Source organism: Mesorhizobium sp. B2-4-13 (assembly GCF_006658535.1).
Classification (GTDB): Bacteria; Pseudomonadota; Alphaproteobacteria; order Rhizobiales; family Rhizobiaceae; genus Mesorhizobium; species Mesorhizobium australicum.
The window spans coordinates 142,284-156,961 of record NZ_VFVB01000004.1 but is presented as its reverse complement, the minus strand read 5'-3'; the positions used below and the strand labels follow the sequence as shown (position 1 = coordinate 156,961).

Annotated in this window: 14 protein-coding genes; 3 read left to right on the top strand and 11 right to left on the bottom strand. The window is 62.1% G+C overall.

The features are described from left to right. Positions 1–16 precede the first annotated feature (16 nt). Complete coding sequence (locus FJ936_RS12675) at positions 17–916, bottom strand: LysR substrate-binding domain-containing protein (RefSeq protein WP_015317416.1); 900 nt, start codon at positions 914–916, stop codon at positions 17–19. 219 nt (positions 917–1,135) lie between these two features. Between FJ936_RS12675 and FJ936_RS12670 the strand changes: the two genes are divergently transcribed. From FJ936_RS12670 to FJ936_RS12655, 3 genes are all read left to right on the top strand, one after another. Beyond that, positions 1,136–1,321 carry a hypothetical protein gene (locus tag FJ936_RS12670; RefSeq protein WP_023769849.1) on the top strand — a complete coding sequence of 62 codons (186 nt, stop codon included), beginning with the start codon at positions 1,136–1,138 and terminating at the stop codon, positions 1,319–1,321. A 451-nt stretch (positions 1,322–1,772) separates the two neighbouring features. Further along, positions 1,773–1,907 carry a hypothetical protein gene (locus FJ936_RS31155; protein WP_013894968.1) on the top strand — a complete coding sequence of 45 codons (135 nt, stop codon included), beginning with the start codon at positions 1,773–1,775 and terminating at the stop codon, positions 1,905–1,907. A gap of 403 nt (positions 1,908–2,310) precedes the next feature. After that, positions 2,311–3,249 carry a GlxA family transcriptional regulator gene (locus FJ936_RS12655; protein WP_263485819.1) on the top strand — a complete coding sequence of 313 codons (939 nt, stop codon included), beginning with the start codon at positions 2,311–2,313 and terminating at the stop codon, positions 3,247–3,249. A 6-nt stretch (positions 3,250–3,255) separates the two neighbouring features. Here FJ936_RS12655 and FJ936_RS12650 read toward each other — a convergent pair whose 3' ends face one another. The 10 genes from FJ936_RS12650 to FJ936_RS12605 all read right to left on the bottom strand — a co-directional run bounded on the left by FJ936_RS12650 (position 3,256) and on the right by FJ936_RS12605 (position 14,613). Then, positions 3,256–4,053 carry an ABC transporter ATP-binding protein gene (locus FJ936_RS12650; RefSeq protein WP_140615914.1) on the bottom strand — a complete coding sequence of 266 codons (798 nt, stop codon included), beginning with the start codon at positions 4,051–4,053 and terminating at the stop codon, positions 3,256–3,258. Then, positions 4,050–4,823 (bottom strand): ABC transporter permease, encoded by a 774-nt coding sequence (locus FJ936_RS12645; protein WP_015317412.1) that lies wholly within the window; start codon positions 4,821–4,823, stop codon positions 4,050–4,052. The genes FJ936_RS12650 and FJ936_RS12645 overlap by 4 nt, the downstream gene beginning before the upstream one ends. A 68-nt stretch (positions 4,824–4,891) precedes the next feature. Beyond that, entirely contained in the window at positions 4,892–5,860 is a 969-nt protein-coding gene (locus tag FJ936_RS12640) for an ABC transporter substrate-binding protein (protein WP_140791752.1), read from the bottom strand. A 114-nt stretch (positions 5,861–5,974) separates the two neighbouring features. Next, positions 5,975–6,823, bottom strand: coding sequence for a DUF1194 domain-containing protein (locus FJ936_RS12635; protein ID WP_140791750.1), 849 nt, complete (start codon positions 6,821–6,823; stop codon positions 5,975–5,977). 94 nt (positions 6,824–6,917) lie between these two features. Next, entirely contained in the window at positions 6,918–9,479 is a 2,562-nt protein-coding gene (locus FJ936_RS12630) for an FAD-dependent oxidoreductase (protein WP_141906633.1), read from the bottom strand. Positions 9,480–9,631: 152 nt separating this feature from the next. Further along, positions 9,632–10,390, bottom strand: a complete 759-nt coding sequence (locus FJ936_RS12625; RefSeq protein WP_141906632.1) for an FkbM family methyltransferase — start codon at positions 10,388–10,390, stop codon at positions 9,632–9,634. Beyond that, complete coding sequence (locus FJ936_RS12620) at positions 10,387–11,619, bottom strand: hypothetical protein (RefSeq protein ID WP_141906631.1); 1,233 nt, start codon at positions 11,617–11,619, stop codon at positions 10,387–10,389. Before FJ936_RS12620 ends, FJ936_RS12625 begins: the two co-directional genes overlap by 4 nt. 22 nt (positions 11,620–11,641) lie before the next feature. Further along, positions 11,642–13,114 carry an aspartate aminotransferase family protein gene (locus FJ936_RS12615; protein WP_141906630.1) on the bottom strand — a complete coding sequence of 491 codons (1,473 nt, stop codon included), beginning with the start codon at positions 13,112–13,114 and terminating at the stop codon, positions 11,642–11,644. A gap of 60 nt (positions 13,115–13,174) precedes the next feature. After that, positions 13,175–14,182 (bottom strand): NAD(P)-dependent oxidoreductase, encoded by a 1,008-nt coding sequence (locus FJ936_RS12610; protein WP_141906629.1) that lies wholly within the window; start codon positions 14,180–14,182, stop codon positions 13,175–13,177. After that, complete coding sequence (locus FJ936_RS12605; protein ID WP_141906628.1) at positions 14,179–14,613, bottom strand: EamA family transporter; 435 nt, start codon at positions 14,611–14,613, stop codon at positions 14,179–14,181. Before FJ936_RS12605 ends, FJ936_RS12610 begins: the two co-directional genes overlap by 4 nt. Positions 14,614–14,678 lie beyond the last annotated feature (65 nt).

Here is a 14,678-nt window from a genome sequence, read left to right as displayed (position 1 = left end):
GGCCCCACGACATCGATCAGAACTTGCCGGTTTCCCTGAACACTTCGAAGGTCGCGCGGATGTGGTCGGCGACGGCCTTGACCGGCGCGCTGGCGTCCGGCGCCACCACCATGGCAAGATTGTAAGTGCCGATATCGGGCATTCCGTCCTTAGGGCAGAGTTCGACCATGTCGTTGCCCAGGAACGATCTCGGCAGCGGCGCGACCGCGAGGTCGGCCATGATCGCGGCGCGCTGGCCTGCGGTATGGGCACTCATATAAGCGACGCGATAGTTGCGGCCCTCGCGGCCCAATGCCTCGAGCGCGCCGGCCCGCCAGGCACAGCCCTCTTCCCAAAGCGAAACCGGCAGCGGTTCGCGCAGATGCGCGCAGCCGCCCTTGGCGCCGGCCCACACGATCGGCTCGGTCAACAGCACCTCGGCGCCGAGCGCGCTGGTCTTGTACGAATTGGTCAACAGCGTGATGTCGAGCGCCCGGTCATCCATGCGCCGGCGCAGATTGCTGCTCTGGTCGATGGTGACGTCGACGGCGATCGAGGGATGCGACTGCGCGAAACGCTTCAACACATGCGGCAGCACGCGCTCGCCATAGTCGTCAGGTGAGCCGAGCCGCACCACCCCGACAATATCGGGGATGATGAACTTCGACACCACCTCGCGGTTGATCGACAAAAGCCGCCGGGCATAGCCGAGCAGCATTTCGCCGTCCGTGGTCAGCGTCACCGAACGCGCGTCGCGCGCGAACACCGAGCGGCCGAGAATATCCTCCAGCTTCTTGATCTGCATGGAGACGGCCGACGGCGTCCGGAACACCGCATTGGCCGCGGTGGTGAAGCTGCCGGTCTCGGCAATCGCCACGAAGGTGCGCAAAACGTCGAGGTCGAGCAGCGGCAGCGGGTGATTGAGTGGGGCGTTCATGACGATCGACCTTCAATTTTTCTGATACAAAACATCATTCCATTTCGTTTGATTGAACATCAGACCGGGAGCATAGTCAACTCCATCGAAGCAGCATGCTGCCAAAAGCGGCCACGAAACGACCACGGCGCAGACCTGCATTCGACGTGAAATGAAGCTGAAACAGACCTGACGTAACGCATTGCCGGCGCCTGCCGTGCCGTAGCAAAGGAGATCGAAATGTCTATCCTATCGTCCCTCGGCCGCATCGCGACCGAATTCAACGCGGCCCGCGCCCGCTACCAGACCGAACGCGCCATCCGTTCACTGCCGATCGAGCTGCAGAAGGATATCGGCTGGCCGGAAGCTTCCGACGCCAAGACCGGCATTCGCAGCGGCGTCGGATCCTGGGCTGGAGCAAAGTAAATCGTGTGTACCCCGTGCTGAAGGCCTGCCGCGCAGCCCGCCCGGCAGGCCTTCTCTATTTTATTTGTATTCAAACGAATTCATGAGCCATGCCGCCGCTGCATGGCGCATATGAGCAAGCCGCATAGCAGCTCGATTTTTTGATTAACTCTCTGTAAATATTCATAAATCCTAGGCATATTGCTCGTAGCTTGCCAAAATATGTCGCATCCGGTGTCGCTTTTCATATCAAGCGCTTCGCTTTTGCGATTTAGTTCCTGCTCACACAAGCCTATATCACCGTCAGCAAACGAGCTGCCCCACTCCATCAAGCGAAGGCGACCCGTTTAGAGCGACGTGCGTCCTATTGGACGCACAAAGTACGCTCTAACACTTTGAGTCTGCGCATCGTGCTTTCCGAAAATCAATTCGATTTTCGGGCCAATGCGCGAGCAACCGATTGGAGATGATCATGAAGCTTTTTGCCCGCCTCTTCGCCCGCCGCGAAATGAACCTGACCACCGCTCTCGAGCGTCAGCGTCTTGCCAACACCATGCCCGGCCAGACCGGCGCCATGGCCGCGGCACGTCTCGGCTTCGTCGCCTGAACGAGCGCGGTTCCAGGAAAACCGTATTTTCCCGGCCGGAACTGCGTAGAAATCGAAAATACAAGACACCTCCAGAGCCGCGCCCCTGCCGCGGCTTCAGGGTTGACTGCCGCCGCCTCGGTCCGCCGAGGCGGCGTTTATTTTGTTGCGCTTCCATCGCCTTTCACAACCTGACGGTGGCCTGGTTCGAGCAGCACCGCGCGGCGATTGCCCATTTGCGACCCATGTCGCAAATTTAATCTTCCCAAAGCCGTCTAGACGATTGACAGGAATGGTTTTTCCTGATGACGCTATGCTATTCGCGACATCCTGTTCGCGTCATGGCCAGATGAGGTTCCCCGTGAACGCCGTCAAGCATCCGATCAAGCGATCGTTTGTGTTCTTCCTTATCCCCGATTTCACCATGATCGCTTTTGCGACAGCGCTCGACCCGCTGCGCTCGGCCAATCGGATGCTCGGCTACGAGGCCTATCGCTGGCGCCTCGCCAGCATCGACGGCAAGCCGGTGCGCGCCTCGAACGGCGTCGAGTGTGCGGTCAACACCTCGCTGGAGGAGGAACGCAAGAAGATGGCGGGGCCGGATCGCCCCAATATGGCCATCGTCTGCAGCGGCACCAATGTCGAGCGCTACCAGAACAAGTCCGCCTTTGCCTGGCTGCGCGAGGAATACAATCGCGGCGTCGCCGTCGGCGGCCTGTGCACCGGTGCACATATCCTCGCCGCCGCCGGGCTCCTGTCCAACAAGCGCTGTGCCATCCATTGGGAAAACCTGCCCGGTTTTTCCGAAGCGTTCCCGAAGGCCAATGTCTTTGCCGACCTGTTCGAGATCGACCAGAACATCTACACCTGCGCCGGCGGCACCGCCGCGCTCGACATGATGCTGAAGCTGATCGGCGACGATTTCGACGAGAACCTCGTCAACCGCGTGTGCGAGCAGGTGCTGACCGATCGTGTGCGCAGTCCGACCGACCGCCAGCGCCTGCCGCTGCGCGCCCGCCTCGGCGTGCAGAACTCGAAAGTGCTGACCATCATCGAGCTGATGGAGGCCAATCTGTCCGAGCCGCTGTCGCTGATCGAGATCGCCGACCATGTCGACCTGTCGCGCCGCCAGATCGAGCGCCTGTTCCGCACCGAGATGGGACGGTCGCCTGCCCGTTACTACCTCGAAATCCGCCTCGACCGCGCCCGGCATCTCTTGATCCAATCGTCGCTGCCGGTGGTCGAGGTGGCGGTCGCCTGCGGCTTCGTCTCGGCCTCGCATTTCTCGAAATGTTACCGCGAGCTCTACGCCCGCTCGCCGCAGCAGGAACGCGTCGACCGCAAGCAATTGCTGGCAGCCTGATCCCGATCAGGTCTCGGCCGACCGCACTTGCGCCGTCCGCATCGCCTCGACGCGGATGTCCTCGGTCAGCCGCGCCTTCAACGCCGAGAATTCGGCACTGGTCTTCAGCGTGTAGTGCCTAGGATGCGGCAGGTCGATGGAGACATCCGACTTGATGCGGCCGGGCCGCGCCGTCATCACGATCACGCGCGAGGCCATGAAGATCGCCTCCTCAATGTCGTGGGTGACGAACAGCACCGTTTTCTTGCGCCGTTCCCATATGCCGAGCAGCAATTCCTGCATCAGCCCGCGTGTCTGGTTGTCCAGCGCCCCGAACGGCTCGTCCAGCAACAGGATTTCGGGATCGTTGGCTAGCGCCCGGGCAATCGCCGTGCGTTGCTGCATGCCCCCTGAAAGCTGTTTCGGCCAATGGTTCTCGAACCCCTTCAGCCCGACGAGATCGACATAGGAAGCGACAATGTCGTCCCGCTCCTTTTCGGCCATCCCCCGTTCGCGCAGGCCGAAGCCGATGTTTTCGGCGACCGTCAGCCATGGAAACAGCGTGTAGGACTGGAAGACCATACCGCGGTCCGGCCCGGGCCGCGTCACCGTCTTGCCGTCTAGCAGAACTCGGCCTTCGCTTGGCGCCTCCAAGCCGGCGACGATCCTCAACAGTGTCGACTTTCCGCAACCTGACGGTCCCAAAACGGTGATGAAGTCGTTGGCCGCCACCGCCAGGTCGATTGGCATCAGCGCCTTGACGGGTTCTCCACCCCGCACGCCGGCAAAGGTTCGCGAGACACCCTCGATAAGAAGCTTGCTCACGCCAGGCTCCATGGAAAGAGCCAGCGGTTGAACGCCTTGAACGCAAAATCGGACAACAGCCCGATCAGGCCGATGACGATGATGCCGAAGATGATCTGCCCGGTCGCCAGCCGCGACTGGCTGTTGATGATCATGTAACCGATGCCCGACGATGAGCCGATCAATTCGGCCACGATGACATAGGTCCATGCCCAGCCGAGCACCAGCCGTAGCGTCTCGGCGATCTCGGGCGCATTGGCCGGCATGATGACCCGCCTGACGATGCCATTGTTGGTCGAGCCCAGCGTATAAGCGGCCTCGACCAGGTCGCGCCGCGTGGCCCCAACCTTGACGGCAATGATCAGGATGATCTGGAACACCGAGCCGACGAAGATGACGAGCAGTTTTTCCAGCTCGCCAATGCCGGCCCAAAGGATGAGCAGCGGAATGAAGGCCGACGCCGGCAGATAGCGGGCGAAGGAGACGAAGGGCTCCAGAAACGCTTCCACCGGCTTCCAGGCGCCCATGGCGATGCCGAGCGGCACCGCGACGACCGAGGCCAGTACAAAGCCGCCGAAGACCCGCCAGATGGTGATCAGTATGTCGAGCCAGAAACGATCCTCGACCAGCAGCCGCCAGCCATCCCGCAGCATCGACAGCGGATCGGCGAGGAAGATGCGGTTGACGTGGCCGCCAAGCGTGATCCAGGCCCAGAAGGCCACGAACAGCACGAAGAAGGAGATACCGAGCACTGTTCGCAGGCTCGGAGAGACAGGATGCAAGGGGCGCATCTTCGTCCTTTGTCAGCGGCAAGGCGGCGGCGCTCTGCGCCACCGCACGGTGCCCAAGGGTTGAACCGTCAATTCGCCACGGCGCTGGTGTCGGCCAGAGTGGCGACGTCGGGTGCCTCCTTGATCAGCCCCATTTGCAGCAGCAGATCGCCGGCGGTCTTGGAAAAGTCCTGGAATTCCTTGGTGAAGAACTGCTTGTTCTCGGCCTTGTCGGCCCATTTCAGGTACTTTGCCGAATCCTCGAATTCCTTGGCCGACTGTTTCACGTCGGCGCCCATGATCTCGTAGGATTTCTGCGGCTCCTTCTTGATCATGTCGAGGGCGTCGAAATAGCTGTCGGCAAGCGCCTTGGCGGCGTCGGGATTGGCCTTGAGGAATTCGGGCGTGCAGCCGACCGTGTCGAGAACCATCGGGTAGTCGAGCGTGGTCGCCAGGATATGCCCCTGGTCGGCCTTGTCGCGCACGGCCGAGATGAAGGGCTCGTAGGTGACGGCCGCATCGTTCTGGCCGGCGAGGAAGGCTTGCGCCGCCGCGTCGGGTTCGAGATTGACGACCGTGACATCCTTGGTCGACATGCCGTTCTTGTTCAGCACCCAAGCCAGCAGGAAGTAGGGCGACGTTCCAGGCGCCGAGGAAGCGACGGTCTTGCCCTTGAGATCGGCGACTGTCTTGATGTCGTTGCGCACCACAATGCCGTCGGCGCCATAGGATTTGTCGAGCTGGAAAATCTGCTTGGTGGTCACCCCGCTGGCGTTCCAGACCAGCCACGTCTCGACCGTGGTGGCGGCGCATTGCAGGTCGCCGCTGGCGATGGCGAGCGGACGGCTGGCCTGCGGCACCTTCTTCAAGGTCACATCGAGCCCATGCTTCTCGAACAGCCCTGCCTGCTTGGCGAGTGTCAGCGGTGCGAATCCGGTCCATCCGCTGATGCCGATGGTGAGCGATGTGGCGGCCATCGCCGGCGCGGACAAGCCCGCGGCAAGTGTCAATGTCGCGGCAAGTGTCAATGTCGCGGCAAGGACGGTTATTCTGTTCATATCGGTTCCCCTTTTGTTTTTCTGCGGGAAATTGTTCACAGAGGCCGATGGGCTTGTCAATCAACAGGACCGTGTTTGCGCGCAAAGCAGCCGGCAATCCGGTTTGGGATAGCGCTATCTGGCGTCGGGCATCCAGTTGCGGTTGCGCCACATTTTCTCGCCGACCTGGCAGTCGGCGATGGGCTTGTCCTGCGCCAGCACCACTGGCGGATGATCCGCCTCCTCCGCCGCCCATTGCCGTGACGCCGGGCCGGCAAGCTCCAGCACCAGCTTGCGGCGGATGGCTTCGGGAAATTGCGTCCAGTCGTTGACCGGGATCATGAAGGCGCCGGGACCGCCGATGACGCAGTCGCTGTAGTAGCGATCGAGATCGTTGACGTCATAGACGCCGGAAAAGCCGCCTCGGGTCATCAGCGGCAGGCCGTTGATGACTATGCCTTGCCTGACCACCCCGTCGCGGGCGAGATTGACCGGCGCGCCCTGGTTGTTTGGCCCGTCGCCCGAAATGTCGATGACGCGCTTGGTTCCCTGGTAGCCGCTTTCGGCGAAAAGGTCGCTGCCGAACTCCAGCGCGCCGGAGATCGAGGTGCGCCGCGCGCTGTTGGGCGGCTGAGCCGACAATTGCGCCACCACCCGCTCCGCATCGGCCCGGGTCGCGATCGCTGTCCACGGCACGATGACGCGTTGCCAGTTGGTGCCGGCCCATTCGACATAGGTGACGGCGATCTTGCCATAGGCGCCATCGGTAATCGCCTGCAGCACATTGTCGTGCGTCAGCGCCGCCGCGTAGCCATGACGCTGGATCTCGAGCTCGTCGGCTGACATCGATAGCGACACGTCCACCGCCAGCACCAGTTCGACGTCGACCGGCTCGTCTGCGCGAGACATTGTCGTCGGCCAGAGCGTCAGCGCCAGTGCGACGGCGCTCGAAAGCAGATGTCTTGCAGTGCCAAAACCAGACATGCCGCAAGGGTAAGCCAGAATCGACAGCTGAAAAAGAGAAAAGCCCGACCTGGGCCGGGCTCATCCGAACACGCGGGAAATTCTTGGCGAAGGCTCAGCTCCGCGGCTTGAGATTCTCCGCGTCGTAAAGCGGCTTGTAGCCGACGCTGGCGACCTCGACCGGATAGGTCTCGCCAAAATACTCCACGTCGAGCTTGCGGCCTTCCTGGGCATAGGCCCAGGGCAGATAGGCGAGCGCGATGTTCTTGCCGATGGTCGGGCCATAGGCGACCGATGTCGTGAAGGAGCGGCGGCCGAGTTCGTCGACCAGTGTTTCCCCGCTCTCGGGGTCCATCACCGGCATGATGCCGACCGGATAGCGGGCGACACCCCTGGAATCCCTGTTCTCGGTCATCACCAGCGTGCATAGCATCGCCGGCTGGTGCGCGCGCTCACGATACTCCAAGTGCTTGGCCTTGCCGCAGAAATCGTTCTCCTTGACCTTCGGGCGGGCGAGATCGGCTTCCAGCAGATTATACTCGGTCAAGAGGTCGGCGTTCTGCAGCCGCAGGCTCTTCTCCATGCGGCGCGTATTGGCGTAGGTCTCGACGCCGAATGGCATGACACCGGTCGAGCGCAGCGCGTCCCAGACGGCGAGACCATCCTCGTAGCGCATATGCAGTTCCCAGCCCTGCTCGCCGACATAGGAAATACGGAACGCCGTAACGTCCTTGCCGCCGATCCGGACCGGCTTGATCGCCGCGAACGGAAAATTCTCCGGCGAAAGCCCATCCGGGTTCTCGACCACCTTTTGCAACGTCGTGCGGGCATTCGGCCCCCAGATGCCGATGGTGACGTACTTCTCGGTCACGTCGGTGATGGTGACGTCGAACCCTTTGTCCTGGGCCGTGCGGCGCATGTACTGGTAGTCGCGCGGCCCGGCGTCGGCGCCGTCGATCAGCCGACAGCGGTCGGCCATGCGGATCACCGTGAAGTCGGCGCGCACCATGCCTTGCTCATCGAGGAAGTGGGTGTAGATGCCCTTGCCGATGTTGTTGTCGCCGCCGATCTTGGCCGCGCACAGCCATTCCAGCAGCGCGACATGGTCGGGTCCTTCGATGTCATACATCGAGAAATGCGAGAGGTTGACGATACCGCAATCCTCGCTCATCGCCAGATGCTCGGCGTTGGAGACGCGCCAGAAATGGCGGTTGTCCCATTCGTTCTCGCGCACCGGCACGCGGTTTCCATACTTCTCAAGCAGATGCTCGTTGGCGGCATAGCCGTGCGCACGCTCCCAGCCGCCCAGCTCCATGAAATAACCGCCGAGTTCCTTTTCACGCTCCCAGAACGGCGAGCGCCTGATGTTGCGGGCCTTGGAGAAGGGTTCACGCGGATGCACCGCCGGGTTGTAGACCTTCATCGCCGTCTCGGTGCAGCGATCCCAGATGAATTGTTCCTTGGTCTGGTGCGGATAGAAGCGCGCATAGTCGATGGCGTGGTGGTCGATCGCGGTGCGGCCATCCGTCATCCAGTCGGCGATCAGCTTGCCCATGCCGGGACCGTCCTTGACCCAGATGGCGACGGCGTACCACAGGCCCCTCACCTTCTGGCTCTCGCCCATGGACGGGCCGCCATCGGCCGTCACCTGCAGCAGGCCGTTGAAGGAATGGCTTTCGTTATAGCCGAGCTCGCCCAGGATCGGCGTCAGTTCCATGGCGCGCTCGAGCGGCGCCAGGATCTGCTCCATGTCGAGATCGCGCTGCGACGGCGACAGCCGTGCCTGGTCCTTCTCCAGCAGGTCGCGCGGATGGCAGAGGCGCGGATTGGTCTCTTCGTAGTAACCCCATTCGATCTGGCCGCCCTCGGCGGTCTTGGGATCGCCGGTGTCGCGCATATAGGCCGAGTTGCCCTGGTCGCGCAGCAGTGGCCAACCGATCTCCTTGCCGGTGCCGGCAAACTCGGTATACGGGCCGAAGAAGGTCAGCGGATGGTCGATCGGCATGATCGGCAGGTCCTCGCCGACCATCTCGGCGATCAGCCGGCCCCAGATGCCGGCGCAGACGATGACATAGTCGGCCTCGATCGTGCCGCGGTCGGTCACCACGGCACTGATGCGGCCGTCCTTGACCACGAGCGACTTCGCCGGCGTGTTGGCGAAGGATTTGAGCTTGCCTGACGCTTCCGCCTGGTCGACCAGCTTGCCGGCAACGGTCTGCGAGCGCGGAATGACGAGGCCGGCATCCGGATCCCATAGGCCGCCCTGCACCAGATCCTGTTCGATGAGCGGGAATTTTTCCTTGATCTCGGCGGGATCGATCAAACGGGCGCGCGTGCCGAAAGCCTTCGCCGAGGCGATCTTTCGCTTGATCTCATCCATGCGGCCGTTGTCGCCGACACGGGCGACCTCGAGGCCGCCGACACGCGCGTAGTGACCCATCTTCTCGTAGAAATCGATGGAATAGAGCGTCGTCCAGCACGACAGGAAATCGTGGCTGGTGGTGTAGCAAAAGTCGGAAGCGTGCGCGGTCGAGCCGATATCGGTCGGGATGCCTGATTTGTCGATGCCGACAATGTCGTCCCAGCCGCGCTCGATCAGATGATGGGCGATCGATGCGCCGACAATGCCGCCGAGGCCAATGATGACGACCTTCGCCTTTTTCGGAAACTCTGCCATTGCCCGCGACTCCAGAATGCTGTTGCGGGCGGCGTCGGCGCCCGTCTGATCGGCGCACAATATGCAGGCGACGGGGACGGCGCTACCGCCTGTTTGCGACACGCCTCGGATGCCGCGCGACCCCTCCCCAAATCAGGAAAAACATCTACCCGTCAGGCGAAAGCCCAGACGTCCTCGGCCTGGAAGCCGACCTGATAGCCCGCCGTCTTCAGCTTGACCACGACCTGTCCGATCTCCGGCGCGGGCAGCGCACCAACCTCGACCTTGATCATGCCGGGACGATAGCGCTTGAGGTCGAGCTGCTCGAACACGATCCAGTCGGCGCCTTCACAATCGACGAGGAAGGCGTCGATATGGGTGATGCCGTTGCGGTCGAGCAATGTCTGCAAGGTCTCCGACGGCACCTCGATGTCTTTCAGATGCGGCGCGAACTTGTTGAAATTGGCGTCGGCCTCGCCCCAGGCATTCTTGCCCGACATCAGGTTGGTGTCGGTCACCGACGAGCAGCCGATGAACTCGATCGGCAGCGTGCCGGCTTCGAGTGCGGCAGCGTCAAAGGTGTGGACGGTGATCGTGCCTTTTGTTCTCGTCACCGCGACGGGTTCGATGACGAAGCGGCCCGCGTCAGGGTAATTGGCGCGCAGCCGTTTCTGGTTGTACGGGATCGGCTCGACCAGCATGGCGCGGGCCTTTGGAATGCGGTGCAGCCAAGGCGTCACGTCATCGAACAGCGCGCCATCGCAGGCGCCGACATTGACCATCTGGAATGGCCGGCCGCTATCACTGAAGCGTGCCTTCAGCGCGGCCTTGGCGAGGAACTTGGTGCCGCGCAGCGACGGCCCGCGATCGAGCAGGCCGGCGGGAAGGCCGAGCGACAGGGCAATGCGCGCCAGGTTGGAAACTGAACTCATGATTTGTCTCCTGGTATGACGTGCAGGGCGGCGCGGTGCTGGCCGCCGGTGACCGCCGCCCACAACGCCATGAAGGGGGGTGCCAGCAGCAGGAATGGCGGGATCAGATGCGGGAAATAAATGCGCGTGTCGTGGATCGGGAAGACGCTGAATTTGGCGAGCGCACCGAGCACCAGCGCAGCAAACAGAATGCCCGCGCGGCGGCCGAGCCTGAAGCCGGCGCGGTCGGCCGCAAACCACCCGGCCAGCGCCAGAACCGAGACCCCGACCCAGCTGTTCAGGTTGACGGCGCGCAGCAGCGAGGCGGCAAACGCCCGGAGATAGGCGATGACGGAAAAAGCCGGCTCGAACCCGTCCATACTATAGTGCTGCCCGATGCTGGAAAACCACAGATGCGGCCACCAGCCGGGATGATGGGCCCAGTGCGAAATGGCAAAATACGCGGCGAGCGAAGCGGCAAACCCGACCAGCACGCCCCAGGCCTTCTGCCGGAACGGGACCAGCAGCACAGCGAAAACGGCGAGGAAAACTATGTTGTCCGGCCGCACCATGAAGGCGAGGAAGAGGAGGATCGCCGTGGCCACCTCGCGGCCTCGGACATAAGCGAAGAGACCGCCTAGCAGCAGCGCCGAGGTAAGCAGGTCCGGTGTCGAAGCGCGCGCGGCGTCGCCGAAATCGGCCATGATCAGCACCGCGCCGACCACCGGTGCCAACGCCAGTGCCTTTTCCGCACGCAGCCAGAGCAGCGTGATCGCGCCGAACAGCAGGACCGAAAACACCTGCACCAGCCGCATCGCCTCGACCGGCGACATGACGGAACTCAGCGTCGACAGGATTTCGGCATAGAGGAACTTGATCCGGTACATGCCGAGCAACGAATGGAAGTCGGCGGCGTTCTGCGTCATGTGGCTGCGGAAGCCACCGCCATCGTCGGTCAGCGCCTTGTAGTCGGCCGCCGAGACACTCGATTTGACGGTGCTGTAGGCATAATCATGCAGTGCCTGCGCATCGGGGTAGGTGCCCTCCTCCGATATGGCGAGATAGGGCAGCATGTCCCAGTTGGCGTCGGGCATCACCCAGGCCGTGAACGCCGTCAAAAGCATATAGAGGGCGAAGGCAGCCGCACCGATCGGAGCCGCCAGCCGCGCATAGGTCCCCTCGCCCCACGCCAGACCGGCCTCGGCGAGCCGGTCGAGTGGACTTTGCGGAGCGGGCGACTTGGTCAGCATGTCTTCTCGGCGAACGTTCGTTTCAACGGACTTGGCTTTTGACGAAATCCTTCACGATCGCCACGATGCCGCGCGACAAGAGACTGTCGAAGGCATCGACGAAGCGATCGACATGCTCGCGCTGGCAGATCAGCGGCGGCTCGAGCCGGATGACGTTGCGGTTGTATTCGGTGAAGGCGACGAGCACATCGTAGTCGCGCAGCAGCAGCGCGCCGACGAAACCGGACAGCGAACCCTTCAGCTTGTCGTCGAGCACGCTGACGATAGGGCGCAGCACCATCGGCAAGGTCTGCGAGAAGTCGTGAAACTCCAGCCCGACCATAAAACCCTTGCCGCGCACGTCCTTGATGATCTTCGGGTATTTTTCCCTGAGTGCCTGCAGCCGCTGCAGCAGGTACTCGCCGGTGACGGCGGCGTTGTCGATCAGCCCCTCGTCGTAAAGCACGTTAATGCCCTCGATCGCCGTGGCACACGCCTCGCCCATGCCGCCGAAAGTGGCCATTGCATGGATCATCGCCGTCTTCGGCGTGCCGTAGGCCTTCATGTAGATTTCGCGGCGCGCAATCATCGCGCCGACAGCGGCCTTGCCGGCACCCAGCGATTTGGCCAGTGCCGTCACATCGGGCACGACGCCATGATGCTCGAAGGCATAGAAGCGGCCCGAGCGGCCATAGCCGCACTGCACTTCGTCGGCGACCCACAGCACGCCATACTGGTCGCACAGCGCCCGCAGCTTCTGCCAGTATTCAGTCGGCGCCTGAATGATGCCACCGCCGCCCTGGATGGTTTCCAGCACGATGACGCCGATCTCCGGATCGGAGCGGAACAGGCGCTCGACGGCCTCGATATCGGCAAAGGGAATGCGCACCGTGTTGTCGGCCATCCTGAAGTCGGCGCGGTAGAGCTGGCCGTCGGTGATGCCCAGCACACCCTTGGTCTTGCCGTGGAATGAATTCTCGGCATAGACGATTTTCGGCCGCTTCGGGCCGGCGGCACGCTCGGCAAGCTTCACCGCCGCTTCCATCGCTTCCGAGCCCGACGAGCCCAAAAACACCATGTCGAGATCGCCAGGCGAACATTTGGCGATGTTGTGCGCCAACGCGGCGGCATATTGCGACATGAAGGCGATGGCGATTTCCTGCCGCTTTTCCTCCTGGAATTTCTTGCGCACTTCCAGAATGCGCGGATGGTTGTGGCCGAAGGCCAGCGACCCGAAGCCGCCGAAGAAATCGAGGATCTTGCGGCCGTTCTGGTCGATGTAGAACATGCCCTCTGCACGTTCGATCTTGATCTTGTGGAAGCCGAGCAGCTTCATGAAATGCAGCTGGCCGGGGTTGAGATGCGCCTTGAACAGGCCGGTCATCCCCGCGACATCCATCGCCTTGGCCTGCTCGACGCTGATCAGGTCGGGCTTGGCGGTGGTGGCGGGCGACAGTGTCGGCGCGCTGACCAGGGTGCGCGTATTCGTCTGTTCCGGCTTGGCCATGACGGTCATTTCAATCTCCTGTTCGCGCCCGCGACTGGCGTCGTGCGCAATAAACTGTTCGGCGCGCCCCTATTCGGCGGGGACATGTTTGGTGGCGACGGCGGGCCCGGCCTTCTTGGCGCGGTATTCGCTGTAGGCGGCGATCAGCATGTCTTCGTCGCGGTATTGCGGCACCCAGCCGAGCTGCCGTTCGGCCTTGGACACGTCGAGCACACAGTCCTCGTCGGCGATCAGATATTGCTCCGGATCCATGATCGGCATGTTGAAGAGGTCGAGCAGGTCGAGCGTGCGCTTGACCGCCCAGCCCGGGGTAGGCATCAGGATCGACTTCGAGCCGGCATGCCGGATCAGGTCCCCAAGCAATTTCTTCACCGGCGGCGGATTGAGCGACCCGAGATTATAGGCCTCGTTGGGCACACCGGCCTTCCACGCGGCGCGCGCCGCCTCCGCGCAGTCGAACACCGAGATGAACTGATAAGGGTTGCGGCCCGAACCGATCATCGGCACGGGAAAGTTCCAGTCGATCAGCTTGAACAGCTTTTCGAGGATGCCGAGCCGGCCGGGGCCGATGATCAGGCGCGGGCGAAACAGCGAGATCGACATGCCGCGCTTGCGCCATTCGCCGGCCAGTTCCTCGGTCTTCTGCTTCGACCAGCCATATTCGCCGAGCGGCGCGACCGGGTGCTCCTCGGTCATCGGCTGGGTGACGGTGTGACCATAGATCATGTCGGTCGTATAGTGGACGAGCCTGCGGGCACCAGCCTTGTCCATGGCCTGCAGGATGTGCTCGGTGCCGTGGAAATTGACCGGAAAGAAGAAGTCGTGCCGCTTCGCCCGCACCTGGATCGGTGACAGCATCTTGGCCGACAAATTGTAGACCATGTCGTCGGCCTTCAGCCCGACCGCGGCAACCGAGCCTTGGTCGGTGACGTCGCACTTGATGAAGCGGACAGTGCGGTAATGCGCAAGGTCGCTCCTGACGATGTCGGCGACGACAATCTCTTCACCGTCGGCCACAAGCTTCGGCGCTAGGTGACGGCCAACAAAGCCGTCACCCCCGAAAATCACATGTCTCATCGAACGATCTCGTTTGCTTGTATCTTGTCGGGCGTGATGGAAGCGCTCTGATCTTCATGCCCTCGCCCACTTTGCGCGATCAGCACCGTGCCGACGCAGATGCAGGCAATGCCGGCGATGCGCCAGCCATTCAGGTCTTCTCGGAAGACGAAATAGGCAAAGATCGCGACCGCGACGTAAGCCAGGCTCAGAAACGGATAGGCGAAGGAAAGCTCGACCTTGGAAAGCACGTAGAGGTGCGAGGCCATCGAAATGACGAAGGTGCACAGGCCAAGGAAGACCCAGGGGCTGAAGACGATCTGCAACAGCTTGATCAGCGGATTGGTGCCCTCGAATGAAATCGGTTCGAGCGACATCATGCCTTGCTTCAGCATCAGCTGCGCAGCGGCATTTGTCATGACCGTAAACAAAATGAAGACGATATATTTCATGTAGCCCGCCACCCCGTGATATTAGGTAATACAAATCTGAAAAGATTTCGTGAACCCACAAGACA